20 protein-coding genes are annotated in these 23,373 nt (G+C 72.4%); 9 read left to right on the forward strand and 11 right to left on the reverse strand.

Annotated elements, in window-relative coordinates; all coding sequences use genetic code 11:
- The first annotated feature begins 365 nt into the window (after nt 1–365).
- From WMF46_RS10875 to aqpZ, 4 genes are all read left to right on the forward strand, one after another.
- Complete coding sequence (locus WMF46_RS10875) at nt 366–1,634, forward strand: GNAT family N-acetyltransferase (RefSeq protein WP_437985547.1); 1,269 nt, start codon at nt 366–368, stop codon at nt 1,632–1,634.
- Nucleotides 1,523–2,002 carry a class I SAM-dependent DNA methyltransferase gene (locus WMF46_RS10880; protein ID WP_437987884.1) on the forward strand — a complete coding sequence of 160 codons (480 nt, stop codon included), beginning with the start codon at nt 1,523–1,525 and terminating at the stop codon, nt 2,000–2,002. Before WMF46_RS10875 ends, WMF46_RS10880 begins: the two co-directional genes overlap by 112 nt.
- Nucleotides 2,003–2,145: 143 nt before the next feature.
- A complete protein-coding gene (locus WMF46_RS10885) occupies nt 2,146–2,535 on the forward strand; it encodes a DUF4156 domain-containing protein (RefSeq protein ID WP_437985548.1) in 390 nt (129 codons plus the stop codon).
- Nucleotides 2,536–2,886: 351 nt separating this feature from the next.
- Nucleotides 2,887–3,618 carry an aquaporin Z gene (gene aqpZ / locus WMF46_RS10890; RefSeq protein ID WP_437985549.1) on the forward strand — a complete coding sequence of 244 codons (732 nt, stop codon included), beginning with the start codon at nt 2,887–2,889 and terminating at the stop codon, nt 3,616–3,618.
- Here aqpZ and WMF46_RS10895 read toward each other — a convergent pair.
- Nucleotides 3,596–3,757, reverse strand: coding sequence for a hypothetical protein (locus WMF46_RS10895; RefSeq protein WP_437908395.1), 162 nt, complete (start codon nt 3,755–3,757; stop codon nt 3,596–3,598). The genes aqpZ and WMF46_RS10895 overlap by 23 nt on opposite strands.
- Between WMF46_RS10895 and WMF46_RS10900 the strand changes: the two genes are divergently transcribed.
- Nucleotides 3,756–5,489 (forward strand): DUF6798 domain-containing protein, encoded by a 1,734-nt coding sequence (locus WMF46_RS10900; RefSeq protein ID WP_437985550.1) that lies wholly within the window; start codon nt 3,756–3,758, stop codon nt 5,487–5,489. The two genes, WMF46_RS10895 and WMF46_RS10900, sit on opposite strands and share 2 nt — an antisense overlap.
- Here WMF46_RS10900 and WMF46_RS10905 read toward each other — a convergent pair.
- From WMF46_RS10905 to rfbF, 4 genes are read right to left on the reverse strand one after another with little or no spacing between them, the layout of a single operon-like run.
- The gene (locus tag WMF46_RS10905) at nt 5,447–6,484 is read right to left on the reverse strand and encodes a glycosyltransferase family 2 protein (protein WP_437985551.1); all 1,038 of its coding nucleotides are present in this window, start codon (nt 6,482–6,484) and stop codon (nt 5,447–5,449) included. The genes WMF46_RS10900 and WMF46_RS10905 overlap by 43 nt on opposite strands.
- The gene (locus WMF46_RS10910) at nt 6,481–7,443 is read right to left on the reverse strand and encodes an NAD-dependent epimerase/dehydratase family protein (RefSeq protein WP_437985552.1); all 963 of its coding nucleotides are present in this window, start codon (nt 7,441–7,443) and stop codon (nt 6,481–6,483) included. Before WMF46_RS10910 ends, WMF46_RS10905 begins: the two co-directional genes overlap by 4 nt.
- Nucleotides 7,440–8,516, reverse strand: a complete 1,077-nt coding sequence (gene rfbG / locus WMF46_RS10915; RefSeq protein ID WP_437908399.1) for a CDP-glucose 4,6-dehydratase — start codon at nt 8,514–8,516, stop codon at nt 7,440–7,442. The genes WMF46_RS10910 and rfbG overlap by 4 nt, the downstream gene beginning before the upstream one ends.
- Complete coding sequence (rfbF, locus tag WMF46_RS10920) at nt 8,513–9,283, reverse strand: glucose-1-phosphate cytidylyltransferase (protein WP_437719520.1); 771 nt, start codon at nt 9,281–9,283, stop codon at nt 8,513–8,515. The genes rfbG and rfbF overlap by 4 nt, the downstream gene beginning before the upstream one ends.
- A 113-nt stretch (nt 9,284–9,396) precedes the next feature.
- Here rfbF and WMF46_RS10925 point away from each other — a divergent pair, with 113 nt between their 5' ends.
- Nucleotides 9,397–10,530 carry a lysylphosphatidylglycerol synthase transmembrane domain-containing protein gene (locus WMF46_RS10925; RefSeq protein ID WP_437985553.1) on the forward strand — a complete coding sequence of 378 codons (1,134 nt, stop codon included), beginning with the start codon at nt 9,397–9,399 and terminating at the stop codon, nt 10,528–10,530.
- A gap of 15 nt (nt 10,531–10,545) precedes the next feature.
- Complete coding sequence (locus WMF46_RS10930; protein WP_437551752.1) at nt 10,546–11,166, forward strand: SAM-dependent methyltransferase; 621 nt, start codon at nt 10,546–10,548, stop codon at nt 11,164–11,166.
- A gap of 21 nt (nt 11,167–11,187) precedes the next feature.
- Here the strand turns inward: WMF46_RS10930 and WMF46_RS10935 are convergent, their stop codons facing one another.
- Complete coding sequence (locus tag WMF46_RS10935; protein ID WP_437985554.1) at nt 11,188–11,982, reverse strand: sulfite exporter TauE/SafE family protein; 795 nt, start codon at nt 11,980–11,982, stop codon at nt 11,188–11,190.
- Between the two features lie 124 nt (nt 11,983–12,106).
- Between WMF46_RS10935 and WMF46_RS10940 the strand changes: the two genes are divergently transcribed.
- Complete coding sequence (locus tag WMF46_RS10940; protein ID WP_437985555.1) at nt 12,107–14,170, forward strand: hypothetical protein; 2,064 nt, start codon at nt 12,107–12,109, stop codon at nt 14,168–14,170.
- A gap of 117 nt (nt 14,171–14,287) precedes the next feature.
- On the opposite strand, the gene WMF46_RS10945 is transcribed toward WMF46_RS10940, so the two are convergent.
- On the reverse strand, nt 14,288–14,716 hold the full coding sequence (locus WMF46_RS10945) for a hypothetical protein (protein WP_437985556.1): 429 nt from the start codon (nt 14,714–14,716) through the stop codon (nt 14,288–14,290).
- Nucleotides 14,717–15,178: 462 nt separating this feature from the next.
- Between WMF46_RS10945 and WMF46_RS10950 the strand changes: the two genes are divergently transcribed.
- On the forward strand, nt 15,179–17,200 hold the full coding sequence (locus tag WMF46_RS10950; RefSeq protein ID WP_437985557.1) for a hypothetical protein: 2,022 nt from the start codon (nt 15,179–15,181) through the stop codon (nt 17,198–17,200).
- A gap of 208 nt (nt 17,201–17,408) precedes the next feature.
- Here WMF46_RS10950 and WMF46_RS10955 read toward each other — a convergent pair whose 3' ends face one another.
- Genes WMF46_RS10955 through WMF46_RS10970 form a run of 4 tightly spaced genes read right to left on the reverse strand, consistent with a single transcriptional unit; the run spans nt 17,409 to nt 23,351 of the window.
- The gene (locus WMF46_RS10955; RefSeq protein ID WP_437985558.1) at nt 17,409–18,476 is read right to left on the reverse strand and encodes a S41 family peptidase; all 1,068 of its coding nucleotides are present in this window, start codon (nt 18,474–18,476) and stop codon (nt 17,409–17,411) included.
- 12 nt (nt 18,477–18,488) lie between these two features.
- Complete coding sequence (locus WMF46_RS10960) at nt 18,489–19,169, reverse strand: DUF3540 domain-containing protein (protein ID WP_437985559.1); 681 nt, start codon at nt 19,167–19,169, stop codon at nt 18,489–18,491.
- A gap of 10 nt (nt 19,170–19,179) precedes the next feature.
- On the reverse strand, nt 19,180–20,919 hold the full coding sequence (locus WMF46_RS10965; RefSeq protein WP_437985560.1) for a pentapeptide repeat-containing protein: 1,740 nt from the start codon (nt 20,917–20,919) through the stop codon (nt 19,180–19,182).
- A complete protein-coding gene (locus WMF46_RS10970; protein WP_437985561.1) occupies nt 20,916–23,351 on the reverse strand; it encodes a DUF2169 domain-containing protein in 2,436 nt (811 codons plus the stop codon). Before WMF46_RS10970 ends, WMF46_RS10965 begins: the two co-directional genes overlap by 4 nt.
- Nucleotides 23,352–23,373: the final 22 nt, after the last annotated feature.

Genomic DNA, 23,373 nt, shown 5'->3' on the forward strand with positions numbered 1-23,373 from the left:
GGATCCGGAGAGAGAATTCAACGCAAAGCCGCAAAGTCGCAAAGCCGCAAAAAGAATTAATCTTGTGCATGTTGCGACTTTGCGACTTTGCGGCTTTGCGACTTTGCGTTAAAATCCCGTCTCGCTCGCGGGGCAGGTCCCTGGCAGGACTCCTGGGGAGTTGAACTAGCAAGCTCGGCGACCGGTGGCCCGGGCGACGGGTCGGCCGGCGCGAGCACTCCAGAGCTCTCTCCATGGTCGCGCGCCGGTTGCGCGGTCGCGCGCCTCTGCGAGGATACGGCGCCGGCAGGGGCGGGGAGCCCGGTGAGCGCCCGCGTGTGCTCGACGACGACCGAGGAGCGCTGAGCCCGCCGCTCGGAGGGCAGGTGAGCGAACGACTCGACGTAGAGGTGCTGAGCCGCCGCGAGGAGCTCGAGGCGCTGCGGGAGCCGTGGAGCGCGCTGTGGCAGCGCTGCCCGGCGGCGACGGCGTTCCAGCGGCCGGAGTGGCTGATCCCGTGGGGCCGCGCGCTCGGGCCCGAGGAGGTGCTCGCCCTGGTCTTCCGGTCGGACGAGGGGCTCGTCGGCCTCGCGCCCCTCGCGGTTCACCGCATCGGCGACGAGCGCGTCGTCGCGCTGCTCGGCGCCGGGATCACCGATTACAACGATGTCCTGGCCGCGTCCGGGTACGAGCGCGCGGTCGCGGACGCGGCGCTCGCTTGCCTCGAAGAGCGCGCCGACACGTGGGACGTCGCCGATCTCCACGACCTGCGCGCGTCGTCGCCGCTGCTCCTCGCCGAGGCGCCCCCCGGCTGGTCGGACGAGGTCGAGAAGCACGAGGCGTGTCCGGCGGTGGCGATCCCCGAGGGCGCCGCGCCGGACGAGCTGTTTCCGCCGGGGATCCGCGCGCGCGTCGCCCGCGCGCGGAAGCGGCTCGCGCGGGCCGGGGACCTGCGCCTCGACGTGGCCGACGCGGCGAGCGTGGACGAGCTGCTCGACGCGCTGTTCGCGAACCACAAGGCGCGCTGGCGCTCGCGCGGCGAGGGGGGCGTGCTCGACGAGGCGCTCCGGCCGTTCCACCGCGAGGCCGCGCGCGCGCTGTGCGCGCGGGGCGCGCTGCGGCTCTTCGGCCTGCGGCTCGACGGGCGGATCATCGCGTCGCTCTACGGGTTCGCCGAGCGCGGCGGGCTCGCGTCGTACATCACCGGCTTCGATCCGGAGCTCGCCTGGTACAGCCCGGGGCTCGTGATGCTCGCCAGCGCGATCGAGCACGCGGCGCGCGAGGGCGCGCGGACCGTGGACTTCCTCCGCGGCCGCGAGCCGTACAAGTACGACTGGGGCGCCGTCGACCGGTGGACGTTCCGCCGGCGGCTGCGGCGCCGGGGCGCGACGCGCGGGGTGCCTGCCGCTCCGCCGCGCGGCTGTTCGACGAGCTCTGCGAGCGCTCGGAGGAGGCGAGCGTCGCCGCGTACTCGCTCGGCGATCCGGAGATCCTCGAGCGCGCGACGCGGGAGGTGGTCGAGCTCCTCGAGCGGTGGGGCGCGATCGGGGAGGACCGCGCGATCCTGCAGATCGGCTGCGGGATCGGCCGCTTCGAGGCGGCGCTCGCGCCGAGGGTGCGCGAGGCGTGGGGGCTCGACGTCTCGCCGCGCATGATCGAGGCCGCGCGGCGCCGCTGCGCGGGGCGCTCGAACGTCGTGCTCGCGGTCTCGTCGGGCGTCGATCTGGGCGACGCGCCGTCGGCCCGCTTCGATCTCGTGTACGCTGTCGACTCGTTTCCGTACGCGGTCGCCGCGGGCGCGGAGGTCGTGGATCTGCTCGTCGCGGAGGCGCGCCGGGCGCTGCGGCCGGGAGGGGAGCTCGTCGTCCTGGGCTACTCGTACCGCGGCGACCCCGCGCGCGACGCGGCCGACGTCGCGCGGCTCGGGGCCCGCCATGGGTTCGACGTCCTCGCGAGCGGCGAGCGGGCGTTCTCGCTGTGGGACGCGCGGGCGTACCGGCTGCGGAAGATCGACCACCGGTGAGGCGCGCTCGAACCGCGACGTCACGCGGGAGATCGACACAAGGCCGACCGAGGACGAGGCCTGTCGGAATCCTGCCGGCCCGGCGGTCCAGCGAGGAAGAAGCGCTCGCGCGCGCACGTAGCAATCGACACAAGGTGCTTGCCATGAAGACATCGATCCACGGTGCGTTTGCGCTCCTCCTGTGTTGCCTGACCCTCCCCGCGTGTGCCGCCGTCGAGCTCGCCCCCGGCGCCGAGAAGGTCATCGTCACCAAGCAGTCGGCCCCGCAGGGGTGCCGGTTCCTGGGGACGGTGATCGGGGAGCAGGGCGGCTCCGTGTCTGGAGCGTTCACCAGCAATGCGAACCTGCAGGAGGGCGCGGTCAACGACATGAAGAACAAGGCCCATGGCCTGGGCGGCAACTACGTGGTCCTGGAGAACACGAACGCAGGGACCACCCTCTCCGGCGACCGAGACAGCATCTCTGGCCAGCAGACCGACGTCACCCACATGGGCAACGCGTACAGCTGCCCGCCGCAGCTCGTCGGCCTGTAGGGCGCCCCGATCTCGCGAGGTCGCCGCGGCGATGGTCCGCGGCGCGAGGCTCCCGAAGGCGCCGCCGGCGGGGGCCTCATGGCCTCTGGGCCGCGCGGCCCGTCCGGCCGCCGCCGGGGAGGCGCGCTCGACCAGGTGAACCGATCCGGAGCGGCCCGACCGCAACGCGGCGGGCCGGGGCTCATCCAATGTCGACGAAGGGCCGGCGGAGCGTCGCCTCGGCGGGGTGCCCGCCGGTCGACCGTACGGCCTGCGCCTGCCGTCGGGATGGCTCCACGGTCGGGCGCGGCCGCTGCCGCGCGTCGATCCGCGCCGAGGGGGCCTGCCGCAGGGGGGGATGAAGAGATGGAGATGTCGTTGTCCAGGCGTACGGCCGCAGAGTTTCTCGGAACGTTCTGGCTCGTGCTCGGCGGCTGCGGGAGCGCCGTGCTCTCCGCGGCGTATCCCAGGATGGGGATCGGCTTCCTCGGCGTGGCGCTCGCGTTCGGGCTCTCCGTCCTGACGATGGCCTACGCGGTGGGCCACATCTCGGGCGCGCACTTCAACCCCGCCGTGACGATCGGCCTGATCGCCGGCGGGCGCTTCCCCGCGCGGGACCTCCTGCCGTACGTCCTCGCCCAGATCGCCGGCGCCATCGTCGCCGCCGGGATCCTCTATGCGATCGCCAGCGGCGCCGCCGGGTTCGCCGTGCACGCAGGCTTCGCGTCGAACGGCTATGGAGGGCGCTCGCCCGGCGGATACTCGCTCTTCGCGAGCCTCCTGACCGAGATCGTCCTCACGTTCGGCTTCGTGACGGTGGTCCTCGGCGCGACCGATCACGGCGCGCCGCGCGGGTTCGCGCCGATCGCCATCGGGCTCGCGCTCACGCTGGTTCACCTCATCGGGATCCCGGTCACGAACATGTCGGTGAACCCGGCGCGCTCCACCGGTCCTGCCCTGTTCGTCGGCGGAGGGGCGCTGTCTCAGCTCTGGCTCTTCTGGCTCGCCCCGCTCGCCGGCGGCGTGCTCGCGGGCGCCCTCTATCCGGTGCTCGTGGGCCCGAGGGCGGGCCGGGCCGTCGTCACGTCGCCGCCCGCAATCTGACGAAGCAGACGAAGCAGACCAGGCAGACGAAGCAGACCAGCCAGACGAGGCCGACGAAGGCGCCGGCGGACACGCCGCGCGAGCGAGCGAGCTGCCCCTTGGCGGTGCGCTCGGCCGCGCGGTAGTCTCGCGCCGCCATGTCCGTGCTGGAACGCATCTGGGATCGCGCTGAGGTCACGCTGGCGGCGGTGGTATCGCTGCTGTTCGGGGCCTCGTTCGGGTGGAATTGCGGCGTCAACAATCAGGTCGTGTACATGCTCGGGTCGCTGCGGCTCGTGCACCCCGACATCCTCGCGCGGGACTGGTTTGCGACCAGCACGACCCACTATCACCCCGCGTTCAAGTACCTGGCTGCCGGGCTCCTCGCGCTCAATGAGAAGGGGTGGGGCGTCGGCATCGCCCAGACCGTGGTCATCGGCGTCGGCACGACAGCCGTCTACTTCCTGCTGCGCGCCCTCGTCGATCGCCGCCACGCGCTGCCCAGCTTCCTCCTGCTCGTCGCGTTCGCCACGCTCACGCGCACCTGGGGTCCCTGCGATACCTACGTCTTCGATTTCATCCTCCAGCCCTCGTCGCTGGGCTCCGCGGCGTTCTTGATCTCGGTGCCCCTCTTCGTGCGGGGCCAGTGGCTCGCCTCCGGCATCGCGCTCGCTGCGAGCGGCCTCTTCCACGCCAACTACCTGATCCTCTTCTTCGGCGCCTACGCGCTCGCGCACCTCGGGCTCGGCGTGCGCGACCGGAGAGAGCTCTTTCACCGCGCCTCGCGGCAGCTCCTGCCGCCGCTCGCCGTCCTCGCGCTCTTTGCGCCGATGATCCTCGCCACCGCCGGGGCGAAGGACGCGAGGCTCGCGCAGGAGATCTACACCACCATCCGGGCCCCTCATCATTTCGTCATCCAGGGCCGCGAGCGCGAGTTTTTCAGCTTCATCGCGTGGCACCTGCTCGGGCTGGGCGCGGCCTTGCCGCTCACAAGGAACCGCAAGAGCCCTGCGGCGAGGCTGGTCACCCTGATCCTCGCGCTCGTCCTCGTGATCTGGACGTGCGTCGGCCTCTCGGCCCTCGCGGGGCTGCGCCCCGTCACGCAGCTCTTCGCGTGGCGCGTCGCCCCGCACGCGGAGCTGCTCCTCACGGCGCTGGGGTGCGCGGGAGCGGTGCGCGTCCTCCTGGAGCCCTCCGCCGGGCGTCGCTACGGCGTCACCGCGATGGCCCTGATCGTCGGCGGCCTCGGGGTCCTCGCCCTGTACGGCAGCGTCGAGAAGTCCGCGCGTGTCCCGGCGCTGGCCGTCGGCGTCGTGGCCGCCGCCGCGCTGTCCCGGCTCGCCTCGGAGTCCGCCCGGCGCTTCGCGCCCGAGCCCGGCCTCGCGCGCGCCCGCGCGCTCTGGCAGCGCGGCGGCGCGCTCGTGGGGCTCGCCGCCGCGCTCGCCGTCCTGCTCGTCTTTCTCGTGCCGAAGCTCAAGGAGATCCGCCGGAGCTCCAGCGTCCTCTCCGGCCTGCGCGCCGACGAGCGGTCCCTGTACGCCTGGATGCAGGCAAGCACCCCTGTCGACGCGATCTTCCTGACGCCGCCGGAGAGCGAGAAGATGCGCTTCCACGGGCAGCGGCCGATCGTCGTCGACTGGAAGTCGAACCCCATCGTCCCGGCCGACGTGCTCGAGTGGCTCCGCCGGCTCGAGGCCGTCACCGGCCGGAAGGTCCGCGGCCAGAAGGATCTGGACGGCTATGACAGCCTCGACGAGGCCCGCGTCCAGACCCTGCGGGAGCGTTATGGCGTGGATTACGTCGTCTTGCGCCGCGGCCAGAACAAGCAGATCGACCGGTACAAGACCGTCTATTCCAACAGCGGGTTCACCGTGCTCGACGTCCGCGAATAGCGGATCTCGGCCTGGGGCGCCGCGCCCGCCTCGCGCGGCGGCGCCCGGTCCACGCTCTGGTCGATGATCGTGAGCGGGCGCCTGCGCACCTGCTGGTAGATGCGGCCCACGTACTCGCCGATGACCCCCAGGAACAGGGCGTTGATGCTCAGCGAGAGCAGGATGAGCAGCGTCGTCGTCGCGAAGCCAGCAGGCCAGTCCGCGCCATAGACGACCCTGCCGACGGCGTAGCCCGCGATCGCGAGGAGCGTCAGCGCCGAGACCACGAGCCCCGTGTAGGTCGCGACCCGGAGCGGCACGGTCGAGTGGCTGAGGATGCCGTCGAGCGCCAGCCCGACGAGATCCTTCATCCGGAACTTGCTCTCGCCCCGCTCCCGCGCGGCCCGATCGTAGGCGATGCCCGTCTGCTTGAACCCGAGCGTGGCCAGCATCCCGCGCAGGTAGGGCTTCGTGTCGTCGACCTGGCGCAGCACCTCGAGCACCCGGCGATCCACCAGCCGGAAGTCGCCCGCGTCGTGGGGCAGGTGATCCTCGCTGAGGAAATCGATCAGGCGGTAGAACACCCGCCGGAGCAGGGTGATCCGATAACCCTCCTTGCGGCTGCGGCGGATCCCGTAAACCACCTGGGCGCCCGCCTCCCATTCCTTCACGAAATCGAGGATGAGCTCAGGCGGGTCCTGCAGGTCGCAGTCGATCTGCACGGCCGCGTCCCCGCGCGCCTTCATGTACCCCGTGTAGATGGAGCGCTGGAAGCCGAAGTTGCGAGAGAAGCGGAAGACGCGGATCCGCTCGTCCCGCGCCGCCAGCTTCACGAGCTCGTCGAAGGTCCCGTCGGTGCTCCGGTTGTCGGTGAAGACGAGCTCGAAGTCGTACCGATCCGCGATGCGGCGCATCACCGCGGCGACCGCCTCGTACAGCGGGGCCACGTTGCGCTCCTCGTTGTAGACCGGCACGACGATCGAGATCAGCCTGCGCCCGCTCTCCGCGTCGCTCACGGCGCCCTCTCTGCATCGGCGGCCTCGATCATGCGCCGCACCCCCTCGTCGAGCGCGATCCGGGGCCGCCACCCGGTCGCCTCCGCGAAGTGGGATGGATCACCGACGATCCACATGGGCTCGCCGTCCCGGTAGGGGACGCGCCCGAGGCCCAGGTCGTCGCCGGGCCAGCCCGCCGCGCGCGCGACGCGCTCGGCCACCTCGCGGACGCGCACCGGCGCGCCCGAGCACACGTTGTACGCGCGGCCGGACTCGAGGCCTCTCGACGTCGCGGCGGCGATCAGCGCCTCGACCACGTCGTCGACGTAGGTGAGGTCGCGCGCCTGCGCGCCCGGCGTCAGGGCCGGCGCCTCGCCCGCCCGGAAGCGCGCGATGAGGTGAGGGATGAGGCGCGCGGGGCCCTCGCCCGGGCCGTAGACGCCGAAGAGCCGCAGCGCGACGAAGGGGATCCGGAGCCGCGCCGCGACGGCCTTGCCGCAGAGGTAGGCGGCCGCCTTGGCCGCGCCGTAGACGCACGCCGGCTCGAGCGGGTGATCCTCGCGGAGGCGCGCGGGCTCCTGGGCCGGGGCGTACTCGGAGCACGAGCCCGCGTGGAGGAAGCGCGCCGGCCGGTGCGGCTCGATCTCCGCGAGCGCCGCGAGCAGGCGCGTCGTCAAGCCCACGTTCCCGTCCACCACGAGCTCCGGATCCCGCTCGCTCGGGTTCACCCCGGATGCGGCCAGGTGAAAGACCACCTCGGGCCGGATCGCCGCGACGGCCCGCGCGAGCTCCGGCGTCGAGAACGACGCGACGGGCAGGACCTCCACCCCGGCGATGCCCGCGAGCCGCGCCCGGCGGGGGCTCTCCGCGCGGACGATGCACGCCGTCCGCGCGCCCGTCGCCGCGAGCCGCGCCGCCAGCGCCGCGCCGATGAACCCCGTGGCGCCGGTGACGAGGACCGCACCGAGCCCGGCGCTCATGCGAAATCGACCCCGTACGCGCGGATCTGCGCGTCGAGCTCGGCGCGGCTCGACGCGGGGTCGTCGAGGTACGCGCGGTACCAGCGCGCCGTCAGCGCGACGGTCTCGTCGAGCGTGAGCCGCGGCGTCCAGCCGAGCCGGGCGCGCGCCTTGCTGATGTCGAGGTGCAGCAGCTGCGCCTCGTGCGGGCCGGAGCGGTGCTCGGGCGGCACGAGCCTGAGCTCGCCGCGCCCGAGCTGCTGGATGAGCCGCTCGGCGACGCCGCCGACCGCGCACGTGTCGCCGTCGCGCGGCCCGAAGTTCCACCCGCCCTCGTGGGCAGCGGGCGCCTCGCACAGCCGCCGCGCGAGCAGGAGGTAGCCCCCGAGCGGCTCGAGCACGTGCTGCCAGGGCCGGGTCGCGAGCGGGTTGCGGATGACGATCGGCTCCCCGGCGGCGACGCCGCGCACGATGTCGGGCACCAGCCGATCCTCCGAGAAATCGCCCCCGCCAATGACGTTTCCCGCCCGCGCGGACGCCACCGCCGCGCCGCTGCCGGAGAAGAACGAGCGCCGGTAGGCCGCCGTGACGAGCTCGGCGCAGCCCTTGCTGCTGCTGTACGGGTCGTGCCCGCCCATGGGCTCGTCCTCGCGGTAGCCCCAGACCCACTCGCGGTTCTCGTAACACTTGTCCGAGGTCACGACGACGATGGCGCGCGCGGAGCCCACGCGCCGGCACGCCTCGAGCACGTTCACCGTCCCCATCACGTTGGTCGCGAACGTCTCCGCGGGCTCGCGGTACGAGCGCCGGACGAGCGGCTGGGCCGCGAGGTGCAGCACGATCTCCGGCCGGTGCTCCTCGACCACGGAGAGCAGCGCCGGCAGATCTCGCACGTCGCCGGTCACGGACGTGACGTCGCCCGCGATGCCCGCGAGCTCGAACAGGTTCGGCCGCCCCTCCGGCGGCAGCGAGAAGCCCACCACGCGCGCGCCCATGAGCGTCAGCCAGCGCGAGAGCCAGCTGCCCTTGAAGCCCGTGTGCCCGGTGACGAGCACCGCGCGCCCGGCGAAGAACGAGGCGCCGCGGCCGGTCATGCCCAGGTCTTCCAGGGCGCCTTGCCGGACTCCCACAGCGACTCGAGGAGCCGCTTCTCCCGCAGCGTGTCCATCGGCTGCCAGAAGCCGTCGTGCCGGTACGCCGCGAGCTGGCCCTCCGAGGCGAGCCGCTCGAGCGGCTCGCGCTCGAGCACGGTGGTGTCGTCGGTCATGTACTCGAGCGCGCGCCGCTCGAACACGAAGAACCCGCCGTTGATCCAGCCCTCGCCGGACTGGGGCTTCTCCGAGAACTCGCGGACGAGGTTGCCCTCGAGCGAGAGCCCGCCGAAGCGCGCCGGCGGGCGGACGGCCGTGACCGTCGCGAGCTTGCCGTGGGACTTGTGGAACTCGACGAGGCGGCGGATATCCACGTCGCCCACGCCGTCTCCGTAGGTGCACATGAAGCGCGGGCCGTCGAGCCACGCGTCGAGCCGCCGGAGCCGGCCGCCCGTCATCGTGTTGAGCCCGGTGTCCACGAGGGCCACGGTCCAGTCCGGCGCGGCGCTCCGGACGAAGCGCTGGGCGCCGTCTCGCAGATTCACCACGTAGTCCGCGCTGCGAACGTAGAAGTTGTGGAAGTAATCCTTGATGACCTCGCCCTTGTAGCCACAGGCCACGACGAAATCGTTGAACCCGTGGTCCGCGTAGATCTGCATGATGTGCCAGAGGATCGGATACGGGCCGATCTCGATCATCGGCTTCGGGCGAGCCTCGGTGTGCTCGGCGAGCCGGCTTCCGAAGCCTCCGGCGAGCAGGACGACCTTCATGGGTTCCATGGGGCGCCGGAGGATAGATCAGAACGAAAGAACTTACACGGCGCGAACCGTGGGCGATGGTGCTTCGCTACCTCGGGCAGCAGGGCCGTGGTAGACGCGGCCGCATGAGCATGGCGAAGCCGGCGTCGCTGCGAGGCCTCTTCCGGTCCCGGAGCCTGCAGAGGCATCGCCTCGCGATCGCGGCGTCGCTCCTCGTCGCGCTCGGCTGCGCGTGGGTGCTGCGCGTCGGGGGGCTGCCCGTCGTGCCGGACAGGGCCGCGTTCGCGGGCGTGACGTGGTGGGCGCTGGCGCTGCACGGCGCGCTCTATGTCGCCGCGCTCTACCTTCGATCCCACCGCTGGACGTGGTTGCTCGAGCCCATCGAGCCCGTGCCGCTCCGGCGCGTCGTCGCCGTCTCCTTCATTGGTTATGGCGCGCTCGTGCTGATGCCGTTCCGCACCGGGGAGGCGGTGCGCCCGCTGCTCATCCGCCGCCGCGGCCTGTCCGCGTGGGCGGCGGCGGGCACGGTGGCCGCCGAGCGGATCATCGACGGCCTGTTCCTCAGCGCGCTGCTCCTCGCCGGGCTCGCGCTCGCGCGCCCCCACGAGCCGCTCCCGGATCGGATCGGCGACCTCGCGGTCCCCGCCGCCGCCGTCCCGCGCGCCGCCTACCTGGCGCTCGCCGTCTTCGGCGCGGCGTTCGTCGCGATAGGCGTCTTCTATTTCCGCAGGGCCTGGGCGCGGCGCGCGACCGAGCGCGTTGTCGGGCTCGTCTCGCCGAAGCTCGCGGGCCGCCTGGCCGACGCCGTGGAGCGCGTCGCCTCGGGCCTCGGCTTCCTGCCCCGGCTCCGGTACACGGCCCCGTTCCTCCTGGCGACGGCGGGGTACTTCCTCCTGAACGTGTGGGCGATGCAGATCGTGGCCTTCGGGTGCGGCCTTCTGCCCATCGACTTCCCGCGGGCGGCCGTCCTCGTCGGCGTGCTCCACCTCGGCGTCCTCCTCCCGAACGCGCCGGGGTATTTCGGCACGTTCCAGATGGCTGTCTATGCGGGGCTCTCGCTTTACCTCGCGCCGGAGGTCGTGATGGGCCCCGGCTCGGCGCTCGTCTTCTCGACCTACTCGCTTCAGGTCGGGCTCGTGGTGCTGCTCGCCGCGATCGCGCTCGCGGTGGAGGGGGCGCCGCTGAGCCAGGCGTTCGCGGAAAATCCGGCCGAGGACGTGAGGCCGCAGGGGCTACCCTCGCCGCCGGGCGCGAGCTAGGCTCGCCGCCCTTTCATGGCGCTCTCCTCCCACCTGCTCGATCGCGGCCATGCCGCCCTGTACGTCCTCTCCCAGCGCCTCGTCGGGGCCGACCTGGCCCGGCGCGCGTGCCTCGAGGCGCTCGATCTGCGCCCCGGCGATCGCGTGCTCGATATCGGCTGCGGCCCTGCGTACTACTTCGATCGCCTGCCGGCGGTCGACTACCACGGGTTCGACACCGACCGCCGCCACATCGCGGCGGCCCGCGCGCGCCACGGGGATCGGGCCAGGTTCTACGACGAGCCGTTCGGCGAGCTGCACGCGCGCGCGCTGGCCCCCTTCGACCGGGTCCTGATGCTGGGCCTCTTGCACCACGTGGACGACGAGGTGGCGAGCTCGCTGCTCTCGCTGGTCGCGCGCTCGATCCGCCCCTCGGGCCGCGTGATCACGCTCGACACCGCCTTCTGGGAGGGCCAGTCCTCGCTGGCGCGGCTCATCGCGAAGAACGATCGCGGCGACTACATCCGCACCCCGCAGGCGTTCCGGCGGCTCGCCGACCGGTCCTTCGGCCGGATCGAAGAGCGCTTCGTGGGCGACACCCTCAGGATGCCCGCCTCCCATTTCATGATGAGCCTCGAGGCGCCGCGGGTCGCGTAGCCGTCCGGGCTAGCCGCCGAGCTAGCCGCCGAAGCGGTCCCACGCGAGCTTGGCCGTGAGCGTGAGGCCGAGCGCGACAACGAACCACCGCACCTTCCTGGGCTCGATGCGGCGGGCGACGACGGCGCCGGCGAGCGAGCCGACCACCGCCGCTGCCATCATGATCGGCGTGGCGACCGCGTCGACCGCGCCCGCGAACAGGAACGCGAGCGCCGCCACGCCGTTGATCAGGCTCGCGAGCACCGTCTTGATCCCGTTCAGCCGGTGGATGTCCACGTCGCCCGCGAACGAGGAGAGCAGCGCGAGCATCATGATGCCGATGCCCGCGCCGAAGTAGCCGCCGTAGACGCTCACGAGGAACTGGAGCAGGAACACGAGCCACGGCCGCGAGGGCAGCGCGAAGCGCTCCGCGCCGGGATCCGCAGCGCCGCCGTTCGCGGAGGGCTTCGCCGGGCGCAGGTTCTGCCAGAGCAGCAGCAGCGTCGCGACAAGCACGAGCCCCGGCACCGCGGCGTCGAACACGCGCTGCGGCGTCACGAGCAGGAGCGCCGAGCCCACGACGCCGCCGAGCAGCGAGGGCAGGAACAGGACGCGGAGGACCCGGTAGTCCCGGGAGAGCTCGCGGCGATACGCCCACGCCGACGCGAGCGACGCCGGCGTGAGCGCCACGGCGTTCGTCGCGTTCGCCGCGAGCGGGGGCAGCCCCGCCGCGATCGCCGCGGGGAACGACACAAGCGTGCCGCCCCCGGCCACCGCGTTGATGGCGCCGGCCACGGCGGCGCCGCCGGCGAGGAGTGCCGCTCTGGTCAGATCCACGGCGCGAGATCGCCCGAGCCCCGCCGGCCTGTCAACCGCCGCGCTTGAGGGCGCAGGCGCGGCGCCCCTAGGATGGCACTGCGGCCGACCCTGGCGGTCGCTCCTCCTCGGAGAGCCGAGCGACATGCCGCGATCCTTCCCGCACCTCCCCGCCGCGCTGCTCTCCGCCATGGCGTGCGGCGCGCTCGCGAAAGCGGCCGCCGCCGAGGGGCAGCCCGAGCGCGCGCGCGTCTGGGTGGCCGACGACGGCACGCGCGTCCGCCGGGAGGACGTCGGCCTGCCGCTCTCGCGCGGCGAAGGAAACGCGGTCTTCCGGCCCGGCGAGCCGATCCGGCTCGGCGCGCTCCGCGCGGAGGTCGTCGCCTTCCAGGTCGTCGTCGAGTCCGGCGCCGAGCCCGTGCGCGGCGTCACGGTCGAGCTCTCCGCGCTCGGCCCCGCGGCCGGTCCGGGCGCGCCGGCCAAGGCGCCGCCGGCGCCGCAGCAGCCCGCGCAGGGGCAGGGAGCCGCGCCCGAGGGGGCGATCTCGATCCGCCGCTTCGTCGAGCACTACGTCGAGATCACGCAGCGCTCGCGCAACGAGCAGCGCCCCCGGGAGTCGCTCGGGTGGAGCCCTGCGGCGCGGCCGCCCGACGACGTGCACCTCGGGTTCCTCCCCGACGCGCTCATCCCGGTCGAGCTCGCGCCCCCCTGGGCGCCGTACCCGCTCGAGGTCGGCGCCCGCGAGACCCGGGCGGTCTGGATCGATCTCCACGTCCCGGAGGGCGCCCTCCCCGGCGCTTACGAGGGGAGGGTGGTGGTCGGATCGGCGTCGCACGGCGAGCTCGCGTCGCTCGAGCTGAAGCTCGACGTCGCCCCCGCGACGCTGCCGTACGGCGCTGTCGACTTCATCGCGTTCTACGACGTCGACGAGGTCGCCGCGCGGGTCGGCGACGGGCCCGCCGTCGAGCAGCAGCTCTGGCAGCTGCTCCACGAGCACCACGTCGACGGCTTCGCGTCGGTCCGGAGCCCCGCCGAGGTCGAGCGGCTGCGCGCGGCGATCGACGGCTCGCTCTTCACGGAGGCGCGCGGCTACCGTGGGCCGGGCGCGGGCGTGCCGCCCGGGGCGGTGGCGCTTGGCGCCTATGGCGGCTTCGGCGATCCGGCGGAAGCGACCCTCCACCGCGTCGAGGCGGTCGCGGACCTCCTCCCGCCGGCGGTGGACGACGTGATGCTCTATGCGATCGACGAGCAGTGCGAGAGCCCCCGCGGGCCCGGCTGGCGCCGGCTGATCCGCGGCTCGCGCCTGTCGTCGCGCGTCCTCGTGGGGCACTCGTGCGGCGAGGTCCCTCCGGTGGAGCAGGACGTCGACCTCGTGCTCACGCCGGCGAACCGCTTCGACTCCACGTGGGCGCGGGCCGCGCGCGAGGCGGGCCAGCGGCTCTGGGTGTACAACGGCGCGCTGCCGCGGACCGGCACGTTCATGATCGACGCGCCGCTCACCGGGCTCATGGCCGACGGCTGGATCGCGGCCTCCCACGAGGTGGACCGCTGGTTCCTGTGGGAGACGGCGTTCTGGCACGACGGCAACCGCGGCGGCAAAGGGCCCATCGACCCGTTCACGGTCGCCGAGAACTTCCACAACCGCGACGGCGACGCGTGCCTCGGCGACGGCATGCTGCTCTATCCCGGGACGCAGCGGGGCGCGTTCTCCTCCCGATCCGTCGGCTTTCCCGGCGTGCTCCCCTCGATGCGCCTGAAGAGCCTTCGCCGCGGGATCCAGGACGCCGGCTACATCGCGCTCGCGAGGTCGGCGTCGCCCGGCGCGGTGGACGCGATCGTCAAGGAGGTGATCCCGGCCGCGCTCGACGAGGCGCTCGACAGCGCGCCCGCCGCGTGGAGCAGCGACGGCGCCCCGTTCTTCCGGGCGCGCTCCGCGCTGCGCGCCCTCATCCCGGCGGGCGCCTCGCTCGACGCCGCCGGCGTCCGCCGCGCGCTCGTCGAGGCGGCGGCGGCCCGCCGCGCGCTCGTCCCGCTCCCCCGCGCGGGCGACGAGGCGGACAGGGCGGGACGGGCCAGCCCGTGGCCGTTCGGACGGTGGAGCACGACGGCGCGGCTCATCGCCATCGCCGGGCTGGGCGCCGCCGTGCTCGCGCTGGTCATCGGTCTCTACCGCCGGCGGAAGCCAGGGCGGGGGGCCGAGGGGCGCTGACCGGCGTACGCCTCGCTCGCTGCCTGGCGGCTGCGCCCATATCCCACGAACCTGCACCCCGCTATGAAGAGCGGTTCTACCGCCGGCGGATGGAACGGCGTTGTGGGCTCGTCGGGCTCACGATGATCGCATGATGAGCTGCTGAGTCGCCTTGCGCTCGCCCACGACGGCGACCACCGTCTCGGAGGCGAGCCCCGCCGCGCCCTGCGACGTGCGGCGGATCGTGCCGAGCAGCGCTAACCAGCCGAGCTGGCTGCTCGAAATGGCGCGCTCGCTGATTCCGTCCATGCGGGCCAGCGTCTTGCGCGCGACCCGGAACATGCTGCGATCGATCCCCTCGAGCAGGTCGAGCGTGGCGCCGAGCCGCTCCTGCGTCTCGACGCGCACGTCCTCGAGGAAGCCGAACCCCGCGCGCACGACCTCTTCGACGACGCCGAGGCTGCCATCAACCCAGGTGGTGATCAGGCCCTCTTGCGGAACGCTGAGCTTCGCGCGTTCAGAACCATTGCTGCCGGCCGCGGCCTGGCCGGAGATGCTCTCGTCCATCTCGAACCCCCTTCCTCAAAATGGCTCGCAGGCCATTCGCCTGCTGCGAACCCATTATCAACAACTGAGTTCTCGGATGGGTTATCACAGGGCAACAAAGGCGTGAACTCTTTCTTCGTCATCTCGTCATCGCGATCGTGCCCTCTGGTGCTCTGGTCGGTCGCGTCCGTTGCTTCGTTGCCTCTTGCGTCCGTCGCGTCCGTTGCGTCCGTTGCGTCCGTTTCCGGAGCCAGGCGTGCCGCGCGGAGTGAGGCCGTGGCGACGCCCTCCCAGGCGTCCTGCCGAATCCGCCCTGCCTCGGTAAATTTCGCTGAAAACTCGCGATAAACGGCCAGCGCGTCGCAGACGTAAGCTGGCGGCCACCGAAGACCCTTGGTCCTTGGCAGGCGCGCCCCGGCTGGGTACGGTCCCGCGGTGCCCACGAGGCCCACGAAGACCGAGCGATTCCTGAGGGGAGCCACCTTGTCCACGCTGCTTGCCGCCTCCTGCGTCTCCGGCGCACCGCACGGCGAGGCGCCCTCCGCGCCCCCACCTGCTGAGCTCTTGGCCTTCGATCTGCAAGAAGGCCAGATAGACAACCATTTTTTCCGTCGTGGTCATATCGCTGCCCATCTCTTGACGACGTCGGGCGTGTCGCCGCGGCTCATCGTCGCTTTTCCGGCAGGCAACATGGGAATCGCGGTGTGGTTCGATTCTCTGCCCGCGCCGGTCGATCTCTCGGTGGAGGGGGACGTCTCTGACGTGGAGCGCGTGGAGCGGCCCGGCGTCATGCGCGGCGTGTCGGCGCTCCTCGCGAGCGAGGCGCCGGTGCTGCGTGTCCATCGGGTGCTCCTAGGGAGTGTCCGTACGCTCCGCGACGTGGGGCGCGACGCCGAGGTTCCGGCCTGGCTCGGGAACGACGTCGAGGCGTTCGCCTCGCAGCGGGGCGCGGCGATTGCCGTGCGGCGGACGATGCTGGACGGCGATCATCACCTCGAGCTGCTCATCGAGCCGCAGGACGGCACGACGGCCGCGCTCGGGGACGACGGCCGGATCGAGCTGGTGGCAGGGCCGAGCGGCCTCCGTGTCCGGGTGACGGCGCTCTCGGACGAGGCGCCGCTCACGCCGGTGCCCCTCGAGGAGCTCGTGACGGAGCGCGCGAGCGACGAGCCGCGCCACCGCCAGGCGCTCGGCTTCCTCGCGTACCGGGAGAAGCTGCTGGCCGGGTCCTGGCGTTTCCTTACGTACTTCGGCCGGGACACGTTGCTCGCGGTGAGGATGCTCCTGCCCGTCCTCGATCCGGCGGTTGTCGAGGCGGGCCTCGGCTCGGTCCTCGATCGGCTGAGCCTGGCCGGTGAGGTCGCGCACGAGGAGGCGATCGGCGAGTACGCGGCGCTCATGCACCTCGATTCGGGCATCCCCGGGGCGCTGCGCGAGCCCATCTACGATTACAAGATGATCGACGACGACTTCCTCCTCGCGCCGGTCGCCGCCGAGTATCTCCTCGGCAGCGCGGCCGGTCGGGAGCGCGCCGCAGAGTTCCTGTCGCGCCGGACGCCGGGGGGCGACACGTATGCGGAGGCGCTCGCGCGGAACGTGGCGCTCGTGCTCCACCTCGCCGCCCCGTTCGCCGAGACGGGGGATCCGATGACGTTGATCGGGCTCAAGGCGGGCACGAAGGTGGGCGAGTGGCGTGACAGCCAGGAGGGCCTGGCGGGCGGCCGGATCCCCTACGACGTGAACGCCGCGCTGGTTCCGGCCGCGCTCCGCGCGTCGGCGCGGCTGCTCGCGAGCCCGCTGCTCGGCGCGGACGCGGAGCGCGCCGGCCGGGCGGAGCGGCTCGCGCGCGCGTGGAAGGACGCCGGCGTGTTCTTCCGTGTGGAGCTGCCGGAGGACGAGGCCAGGCGGCGCGTGTCGTCCTATGCGGCGTCGCTGGGCCTGGACGCGGCGCCGGCGCTCGCGTCGCTCTCGGGGATGCTCTCGTTCCCTGCCGTCGCGCTCGACAGCGAGGGGAAGCCGATTGCCATCATGCACTCCGACGACAGCTTCGTCCTCCTGTTCACGGAGCCGCCGCCCGCTGCGCTGGAGGAGATCGCGGGCCGCCTGATCCGCCCGTTCCCGGCCGGCCTGCGGACGCCGGTGGGGATCCTGGTCGCGAACCCCGCGTTCGCGCAGGATCCGGCGATCCAGAGGGATTTCACGGCGGCCCATTACCACGGGACGGTCACGTGGTCGTGGCAGCAGGCGATGCTGGCCGCGGGCCTCGAGCGGCAGCTCGGCCGCGGCGATCTGCCGGCGCGCGCGCGGGGCGCGCTGGAGCGGGCGCGGAGCGCGCTCTGGGAGGTCATCGCGGCGACGCGCGAGGCGAGCACGCGGGAGCTCTGGAGCTGGGCCTTCGAGGGCGGCTGTTACAAGCTGGTCCCCTTCGGCGCGGAGCGATTGCACCACGACGAGTCGAACGCGGTGCAGCTCTGGAGCACCGTGTACCTCGCGGTACGCCCCTGAGCCGAGCGGCGGCTAGTCCCGCGTGTCACGAGTCCCGCCAGGGATCTGTCTCGCAAATGAAGAGAGATTTCGACGCAAAGACGCCAAGAGCGCAAAGACGCAAAGAAACAAAAAATCTGTTCTTTCTTGCGCCTTTGCGCCTTTGCGCTTTTGCGTTGAAATCTCTCTCCGGATCCCTGACCGGACCTCTGGCGGGCGGAACTAGCGCTCAGGCCTTCGCGCCGGCGATCAAGTCCATCAGCGATCGCCGCTCCCCGCCACGATCGGCCCCTTCAATCGCCCCCAGCTCGACATCCGGCCGGATCCCCGTCCCCTGGATCGGCTCTCCCCCCGGCAGGACCATCCTCGCCGCCGGCGCGAGCACCGGCGCGTGATCCTCCGGATCCGCCGCGACCTTCAACGCCGTCCCCTTCCCGTAGGTGCGCTCCCCCGCCACGACCGCCCTCCCGTGCCACTGGAGGCAGCCGGCGAAGAGCTCCGCCGCCGACGCCGTCCCGCCATTCACCAGGATCCACAGCGGCGCGCGGCACGGATCCCGGTGGCTCGACCGGTACACGATCTCGTCGCCGTCCGCGTCGATCGCCCTCCCGAGGACGCTCCCCGGCTCCAGGAAGTCGCCCGCGAGCTCGAGGAACGCCGTCAGCTCCCCACCGGGGTTGTCGCGCAGATCCAGCACGAGCGTCTCCAGCCCTTCGGCCTCGAGCGCCCTCACCGCCGTGTGGACCCGGGCGGGCACGTCCAGCGAGAAGGTGCGGATCTTCACGTACCCGACCCCCGGCTCGAGCTGGACGCTCTCGACGGGCGACGCGCCGCCGCACGGGTGGAGCGACGCGACAAGCGCGTCCAGATCGGCCAGCATCGGGGCGCCGGCGGGCCGCTCGCCCCCGGCGCTGCCCCCGTTGTACGTGATGAAGACGTTGGTCACGCTCGGCAACACCTGGACGCCGATGAAGCAGTTGTAATTGTTGCCGGCCCTCGGAGAGAGCAGCGACGTGGCGGGGGCATAGTTGATGAAGACCCGCACGTTGCCGAACGTGTACTGGCCTGATCCCATGAAGGTCCAGTGCAGCGTGCCCAGCCAGTCGCCCATCGTGAGGATCGCGCGCGCCAGGAGGCTCAGCGCAGGCCCCATCGAGAACCACACGTTGAACGAGAACGGGAATTTCACCGCGTTCGGGTCGAAATTGGGGAACGGGAACGGGCCGAACGCAGGCGACAGGCAGACGTCGGGGTAGCCGGCGCTCATGCCGGTGCACTTGTTGTTCGCAGGGAGCATCGCGCCGGCCTCCTATCCCAAGAGGATCTGCTTGCCGTTCACCGTGACCGTCTCTTCGGTCAGGATCGTCGCGTTCTTCGCCTTCGTGAACGCCGTCTTCTCCACGATCGTGTGCGACTCGCTCGCTTGAACGCTCAGCAGCGCGCTCACCCGCTGGACCATCGAGGTGAACCTCTGGACCACGGCGTCGGCCACCATCCGGATCTTGCCCGCCTGCACCTCGATCTCCGGCCCCCGGATCGCGACGCCCTTGTCCCCGGACAGCGAGAGCTCTCCGTCCCTCGCGTGCACCGCCACGTCCCCCTGGAGCGACAGCACCGTCCGACCCGCGCCGTGGAGCACGCCGATGGCGTAGTAGCGCTCCTCCCTGCCGATGACGAGCAGCGTGTCGCCCACCGCGGGCTCGTAGGGCAGCGCGAGCGCCATCTCGACGGCGACCGGCTGGCCGCCCGGCAGCTCCACCGCGATGGCGCCCCCCTCCGCCGCCGTGACTCGGCCCGGGCCCAGGTACTCCCTCGGGAGCGCCGCGGCGCCCTCCTGGCCCGCGTCGCCGGCCGCCGCGCCCCCGGCCCGCGGGAGGCCGATCCGCAGCACGTCCGCGCCGCGCGGCCGAAGGGCGTGCTCCTCGCCCGCCGCCGCGTCCACCCGCACGGCCGCCGCGCGATCGCTCTCCTTCATGGCTCCCATCGACATCGCTCCTCCTTCATTGCGAGCGCCGCTCGGGCGGCATCCATGCTTCGGCCTCGAGCCGATCGACGTCCGTGCGCCTCGCCGTGGCGAGGTTGGCATCGAGATAACGTGTCTTCTCGTCGCGGACGTGGTGCAGGTTCGCCCAGTGCAGGTCCGCGCCGGTGAAGTCGGCGCCCGAGATGTCCGCGTGCGAGAGATCGGCGTGGTGCGCCTTGACCCCCACGAACAGCGCCCCGGCAGCGCGGACCTCGTGCATCACCGTCTCCCGGATGTCGGCCCCCGCGAGGTTCGCCCCCGAGAGATCGGCCTTCACGAAGATCGCATTGCGGAGCATCGCCTGCGTCAGCCCGGCGCCGGCGAGCACGCCGTCGCCGAAGAAGGCGGCCTTCGCCATCGCGCCCGCCAGCGAGGCCTGCCGCAGGTTCGCCCCCTTGAAGTTCGCGTTCGCCAGGATGGCGCCGTCGAACCGGGTCCGCTCCAGGTTGCACGAGGTGAAGTCGCAGTTCGACAGGTTGCACCCCGAGAGGTCCATCCCCGAGAGGTTCCCGAGCACGAAGAAGCACCGCGAGATGGTCAGCCCGGAGAGCGACGCCCGCGTCAGGTCCACGCCGGAGAAGTCCACGCAGTCGAAGATCGCCTTCTCGAAGGTGACGCCCTCCACGACCGCGGTCCGCAGCGTGGTCTGCGAGACGAGCGCGCGCGTCAGGTTCGCGCCCGTCAGGTTGGCCCCCTCCAGCACGCAGCGCACGAGCCGCGATCCGGACAGGTCGGCGCCCGAGAGATCGGCCTCCTTGAAGACCACCATCTCGAGGTCCTTGCCCGAGAGATCCGCGCCCGGCAGCCGCGCCCGGTACAGCATGCACGACCTCAGCGTCGCGCCCCGGAAGTCCGCGCCGGTGAGGTCGCAGCTCGCGAGCACCGTCTGGTCGAGCGTCGCGCCCCGGAAGCTCGCGCCCCGGAGGTCCGTGCCCTGGAGCGACGACAGCGTGAGGTTCGCGTTCTCGAAGCTCACCCCGGCGAAGTCCATCCCCTCCAGCGCCGCGCCCGAGAGGTCCGCCCCGGAGAGGTCGAGCCGGCCGAGGCGCGCGCCGTCGAACACCGTCTTCGTGAGCTTCTTCGGGAGCACGGCCTCCCGGAGATCCGCCTTCAGGAACACCACCGTGTCGAGCTCGGCGCCCGACATATCGGCCCGCGTCAGGTTCGCCTCGGTGAACGACGAGCCCTCGATCCGCGCCTGCGACAGCGAGGCGCCCGAGAGATCCGCCCGCGTGAACGACGACTGCGAGACGGTCACCCCGTCGAGCGCCGCGCCCGACAGGTCGGCAAGGTCGAGCCGCGTGCCCTTCAGGGTCGCGCCGGACAGCTCTGCCCCCGCGAGCTTCGACTCGGCCAGGTTCGCCTCCTGGAGCCGCGCGCCGCGCAGGTTCGCCCCGGTCAGCTGCCCGCGGACCAGGCTCGCCCCCGTGAGGTTCGCGCCGGCGAGGTTCGCGCCCGAGAGGTCGCACTGGGCGACGGCCGCGCCCTGGAGATCAGCGCCCGACAGGTCCGCGCCGCGGAGCGCGCACCAGGCCATCTTGATGCCGCGGAGATCGGCCCCCGAGAGGTCCGCGCCCTCCAGCTGCACCCGCCCGAGCTTCACGCCGCGCAGCCGCGCCTTGCGGAGGTCGGCCCCGCGCAGATCCATGTCGCCGAGCGTCCTGCCCTCGAGCGCCTCGCCCGCCTGGAGCAGCGCCCTCAGCTCGTCCGGGGTCATCGATCTCGCTCCAGCGTCGACTTCTTCAGGTTCGCCCCCCTGAAATCACAGCCGGATCCCGAGGTTTCATAGAATTTCGCATCGTAGAGGTTCGCGTCGACGAACTTCGCCTCCGGGACCCGCGCCCTGAGCAGGTCCGCCTCGAAGAGGTTCGCCCGCGTGAAGTCGGCGCGCGTGAGGTTTGCCCGGTCGAACCGGGCGCCCCGCACGTTGGCCCCGAAGAAGCTCGCGCCGTCGGCCGTGGCCTCGCTGAAGAGGGCGCCCGTCAGCACGGCGAGGCCGAGATCCGCGCCGGTGAGGGTCGCGCCCATCCACACGCTCCCGTCGCCCCGCGCGCCCGTGAAGATCGCGCCGGTCAGGTCGGACCCGGAGAAGCTCGATCCGGTGAGGGTGGCGCCCGCGAACGTGGCGGAGGCGCCCTTGACCTTGGACACGAAACACCGCGTGAGCGAGGCCTGCGACAGGTCCGCGCGCTCGAGCACGGTGTCCTCCAGGAAGGCCACGGCCCACGCCGCCCCGCGCGCGACGGCCCCCGTCATGTCCGCCCTCGAGAAGACGAGCTGCGACCCTTGCGTGCCCGAGAGATCGGCCTCCATGAGCCGCGCGCCGTCGAACGTGGTGCCCTCCAGCGTGGCGCCGCGGAAGACGGCGCGCTCTGCCGAAGCGCTCTGCAGGGTGGCGAGGCTCAGGTCCGCGCCCGTGAAATCGGCCTCCCTCACGTCGGCGTCGAACAGCACGGCCTGCTTGAGGATGGCGCGCGTGAGCCTGGCGCCCCGGAGGTTGGCGCCCGTGAGAATGGCGCCCGTGAGGTCCGCGCCGGTCAGGTCGCGGCCGCTCAGGTCCTGCTCGCTCAGGTCCTGGTCGCGGAGGTCGCTCCCGGGCCCGATCTGCCCGGGCGGCCGCGGCGGGGCCATGGAGAGGCCCATCGACGCGAGCTTCGGATCGCCGGCGAGCTTGTCCCACGCCGCGAGCGCCGGGACCTGGGTCCCGCGCGCGGCAGCGAGCGTCTTCGCCTCCTCCACCGCCCGCGCGACGCGCCGGAAGGCCGTCCGGAGCGCCGCGTCCATCAGCATGGGCGACGCGCCGGAGCTCATCGGCGGCAGGGCCTGCGAGGCCTTCGGCAGGTTGCGCAGCGCCTCCGCGATGATGCTGCCGAGGATCTTCCCCCCCGGCAACGCGACGCCCGCGAGCCCCGCCATCGCCCGGCCGATCCTCTCCTGCTGCGGCTTCGCGACGTCGCCGAGCCGGGCCTTGAGCAGCGCCGACAGCGGGTCGAGCCCCGCCGCGTCGCCGCCGTCGCGCGGCGCCGCGCCGTCGCCCTTCTTCTGCAGCGCCTGCAGCGCCCCCCACTCCTCCTTGAGCTCCGGGGCGAGCTGCTCCTCGATCTCGAGCGGATCGGCCTCGAAGCGCGCGAGGATCTCCCGGTAATGCTCCTCGGGCAGCGCCGGCCCGTCGAGCGGCTCGGAGGCGACGAGCGTGGTGACGCGCGAGAGGTCGTCGTCGGTCACCTCCGTGAGGCCGCGCCACGTGAGGAACAGGGCCCCCTCGTCCAGGTTGGCGAGCAGCGTGTCGAGGTGCATCGGCACCTCCCGGAACCCGCGCTCCGCGTCGTTCGCGAAGACGCGGATCCGGAGGCCCGGCAGCCGCGATCGGAAGACCTCCGCGTCCGGGTGGAGGTTCTGGAACAGGAGCTCCTCGTCGCCGCGCAGGTACGGGAGCCACTGATCGGGCCGGGCCGAGTTGAAATACGTCCAGTCGAAGTCGTCGGCGAAATACGGCGCTCGCTTCTCGCGGTACGCCTTGCCGTAGTTCTTCCCGACCCGGGCGCGCCGATCGGGCCGGTTCGGCGACAGGGGCCCGAACCCCGCGGGCGCCGGCCGATCCGAGCGCGACAGCAGCAGATCGTCCGCGCCCTCGACGTTGGGGAGCTCGCGCGTCCCGTGGCCTCTGCCCACCGGGTTGAGCGGGTGCCCCGGCCCTCCGAAGCTGCGCCGATCGCCGAGCGGCATCCGGTCGAACGGCACGGGATCGCTCATGGCGGGCCCGAGCAGGCCATCCATCCACACGCGCTCGCCGACCACGCGCAGGATCTTCGACCAGGACCCGACGCCGAACCGCACCGGACACTCGGTCATGCGCTCCTTGCCCGGCGTGTGGCACGTGCCGAGCAAGAGCACGTCGGCGTGGGGCTTGAAGTCCGCCAGATCGCTCGGGTACAGGCACTCGCCGGTCTGCTCGTGATCGTCGTCGTGGAACACGTCGCCGCGCAGCGTCTCCTGCGCGAGCGCCGGGTGGCCCTCGGGCAGCGAGAGCGGCGCTCCGGGCGTGAGGATGAACTTCGCCCGGACGATCAGGGTCATCTCCGGCTGGGGCGGCCTCCGCGAGGTGACCTTGCTGCCGAAGAGGAACGGGGTGAGATTCTTGTTCGCCATCCGTGAGGGTCGTCGCGCTTGC

This window comes from Sorangium sp. So ce117 (genome assembly GCF_051524395.1).
Taxonomy (GTDB): domain Bacteria; phylum Myxococcota_A; class Polyangia; order Polyangiales; family Polyangiaceae; genus Sorangium; species Sorangium cellulosum_B.

What these genes read in the sequence shown, in the direction of transcription:
- WMF46_RS10885 (WP_437985548.1), top strand. Translation starts at nt 2,146, where the DNA reads ATGAAGACATCGATCCACGGTGCGTTTGCGCTCCTCCTGTGTTGCCTG.
- aqpZ (WP_437985549.1), top strand. Translation starts at nt 2,887, where the DNA reads ATGTCGTTGTCCAGGCGTACGGCCGCAGAGTTTCTCGGAACGTTCTGG.
- WMF46_RS10900 (WP_437985550.1), top strand. Translation starts at nt 3,756, where the DNA reads ATGTCCGTGCTGGAACGCATCTGGGATCGCGCTGAGGTCACGCTGGCG.
- WMF46_RS10895 (WP_437908395.1), bottom strand. Translation starts at nt 3,757, where the DNA reads ATGGCGGCGCGAGACTACCGCGCGGCCGAGCGCACCGCCAAGGGGCAG.
- WMF46_RS10910 (WP_437985552.1), bottom strand. Translation starts at nt 7,443, where the DNA reads ATGAGCGCCGGGCTCGGTGCGGTCCTCGTCACCGGCGCCACGGGGTTC.
- rfbG (WP_437908399.1), bottom strand. Translation starts at nt 8,516, where the DNA reads ATGACCGGCCGCGGCGCCTCGTTCTTCGCCGGGCGCGCGGTGCTCGTC.
- rfbF (WP_437719520.1), bottom strand. Translation starts at nt 9,283, where the DNA reads ATGAAGGTCGTCCTGCTCGCCGGAGGCTTCGGAAGCCGGCTCGCCGAG.
- WMF46_RS10925 (WP_437985553.1), top strand. Translation starts at nt 9,397, where the DNA reads ATGAGCATGGCGAAGCCGGCGTCGCTGCGAGGCCTCTTCCGGTCCCGG.
- WMF46_RS10930 (WP_437551752.1), top strand. Translation starts at nt 10,546, where the DNA reads ATGGCGCTCTCCTCCCACCTGCTCGATCGCGGCCATGCCGCCCTGTAC.
- WMF46_RS10940 (WP_437985555.1), top strand. Translation starts at nt 12,107, where the DNA reads ATGCCGCGATCCTTCCCGCACCTCCCCGCCGCGCTGCTCTCCGCCATG.
- WMF46_RS10945 (WP_437985556.1), bottom strand. Translation starts at nt 14,716, where the DNA reads ATGGACGAGAGCATCTCCGGCCAGGCCGCGGCCGGCAGCAATGGTTCT.
- WMF46_RS10955 (WP_437985558.1), bottom strand. Translation starts at nt 18,476, where the DNA reads ATGCTCCCTGCGAACAACAAGTGCACCGGCATGAGCGCCGGCTACCCC.
- WMF46_RS10960 (WP_437985559.1), bottom strand. Translation starts at nt 19,169, where the DNA reads ATGTCGATGGGAGCCATGAAGGAGAGCGATCGCGCGGCGGCCGTGCGG.
- WMF46_RS10965 (WP_437985560.1), bottom strand. Translation starts at nt 20,919, where the DNA reads ATGACCCCGGACGAGCTGAGGGCGCTGCTCCAGGCGGGCGAGGCGCTC.
- WMF46_RS10970 (WP_437985561.1), bottom strand. Translation starts at nt 23,351, where the DNA reads ATGGCGAACAAGAATCTCACCCCGTTCCTCTTCGGCAGCAAGGTCACC.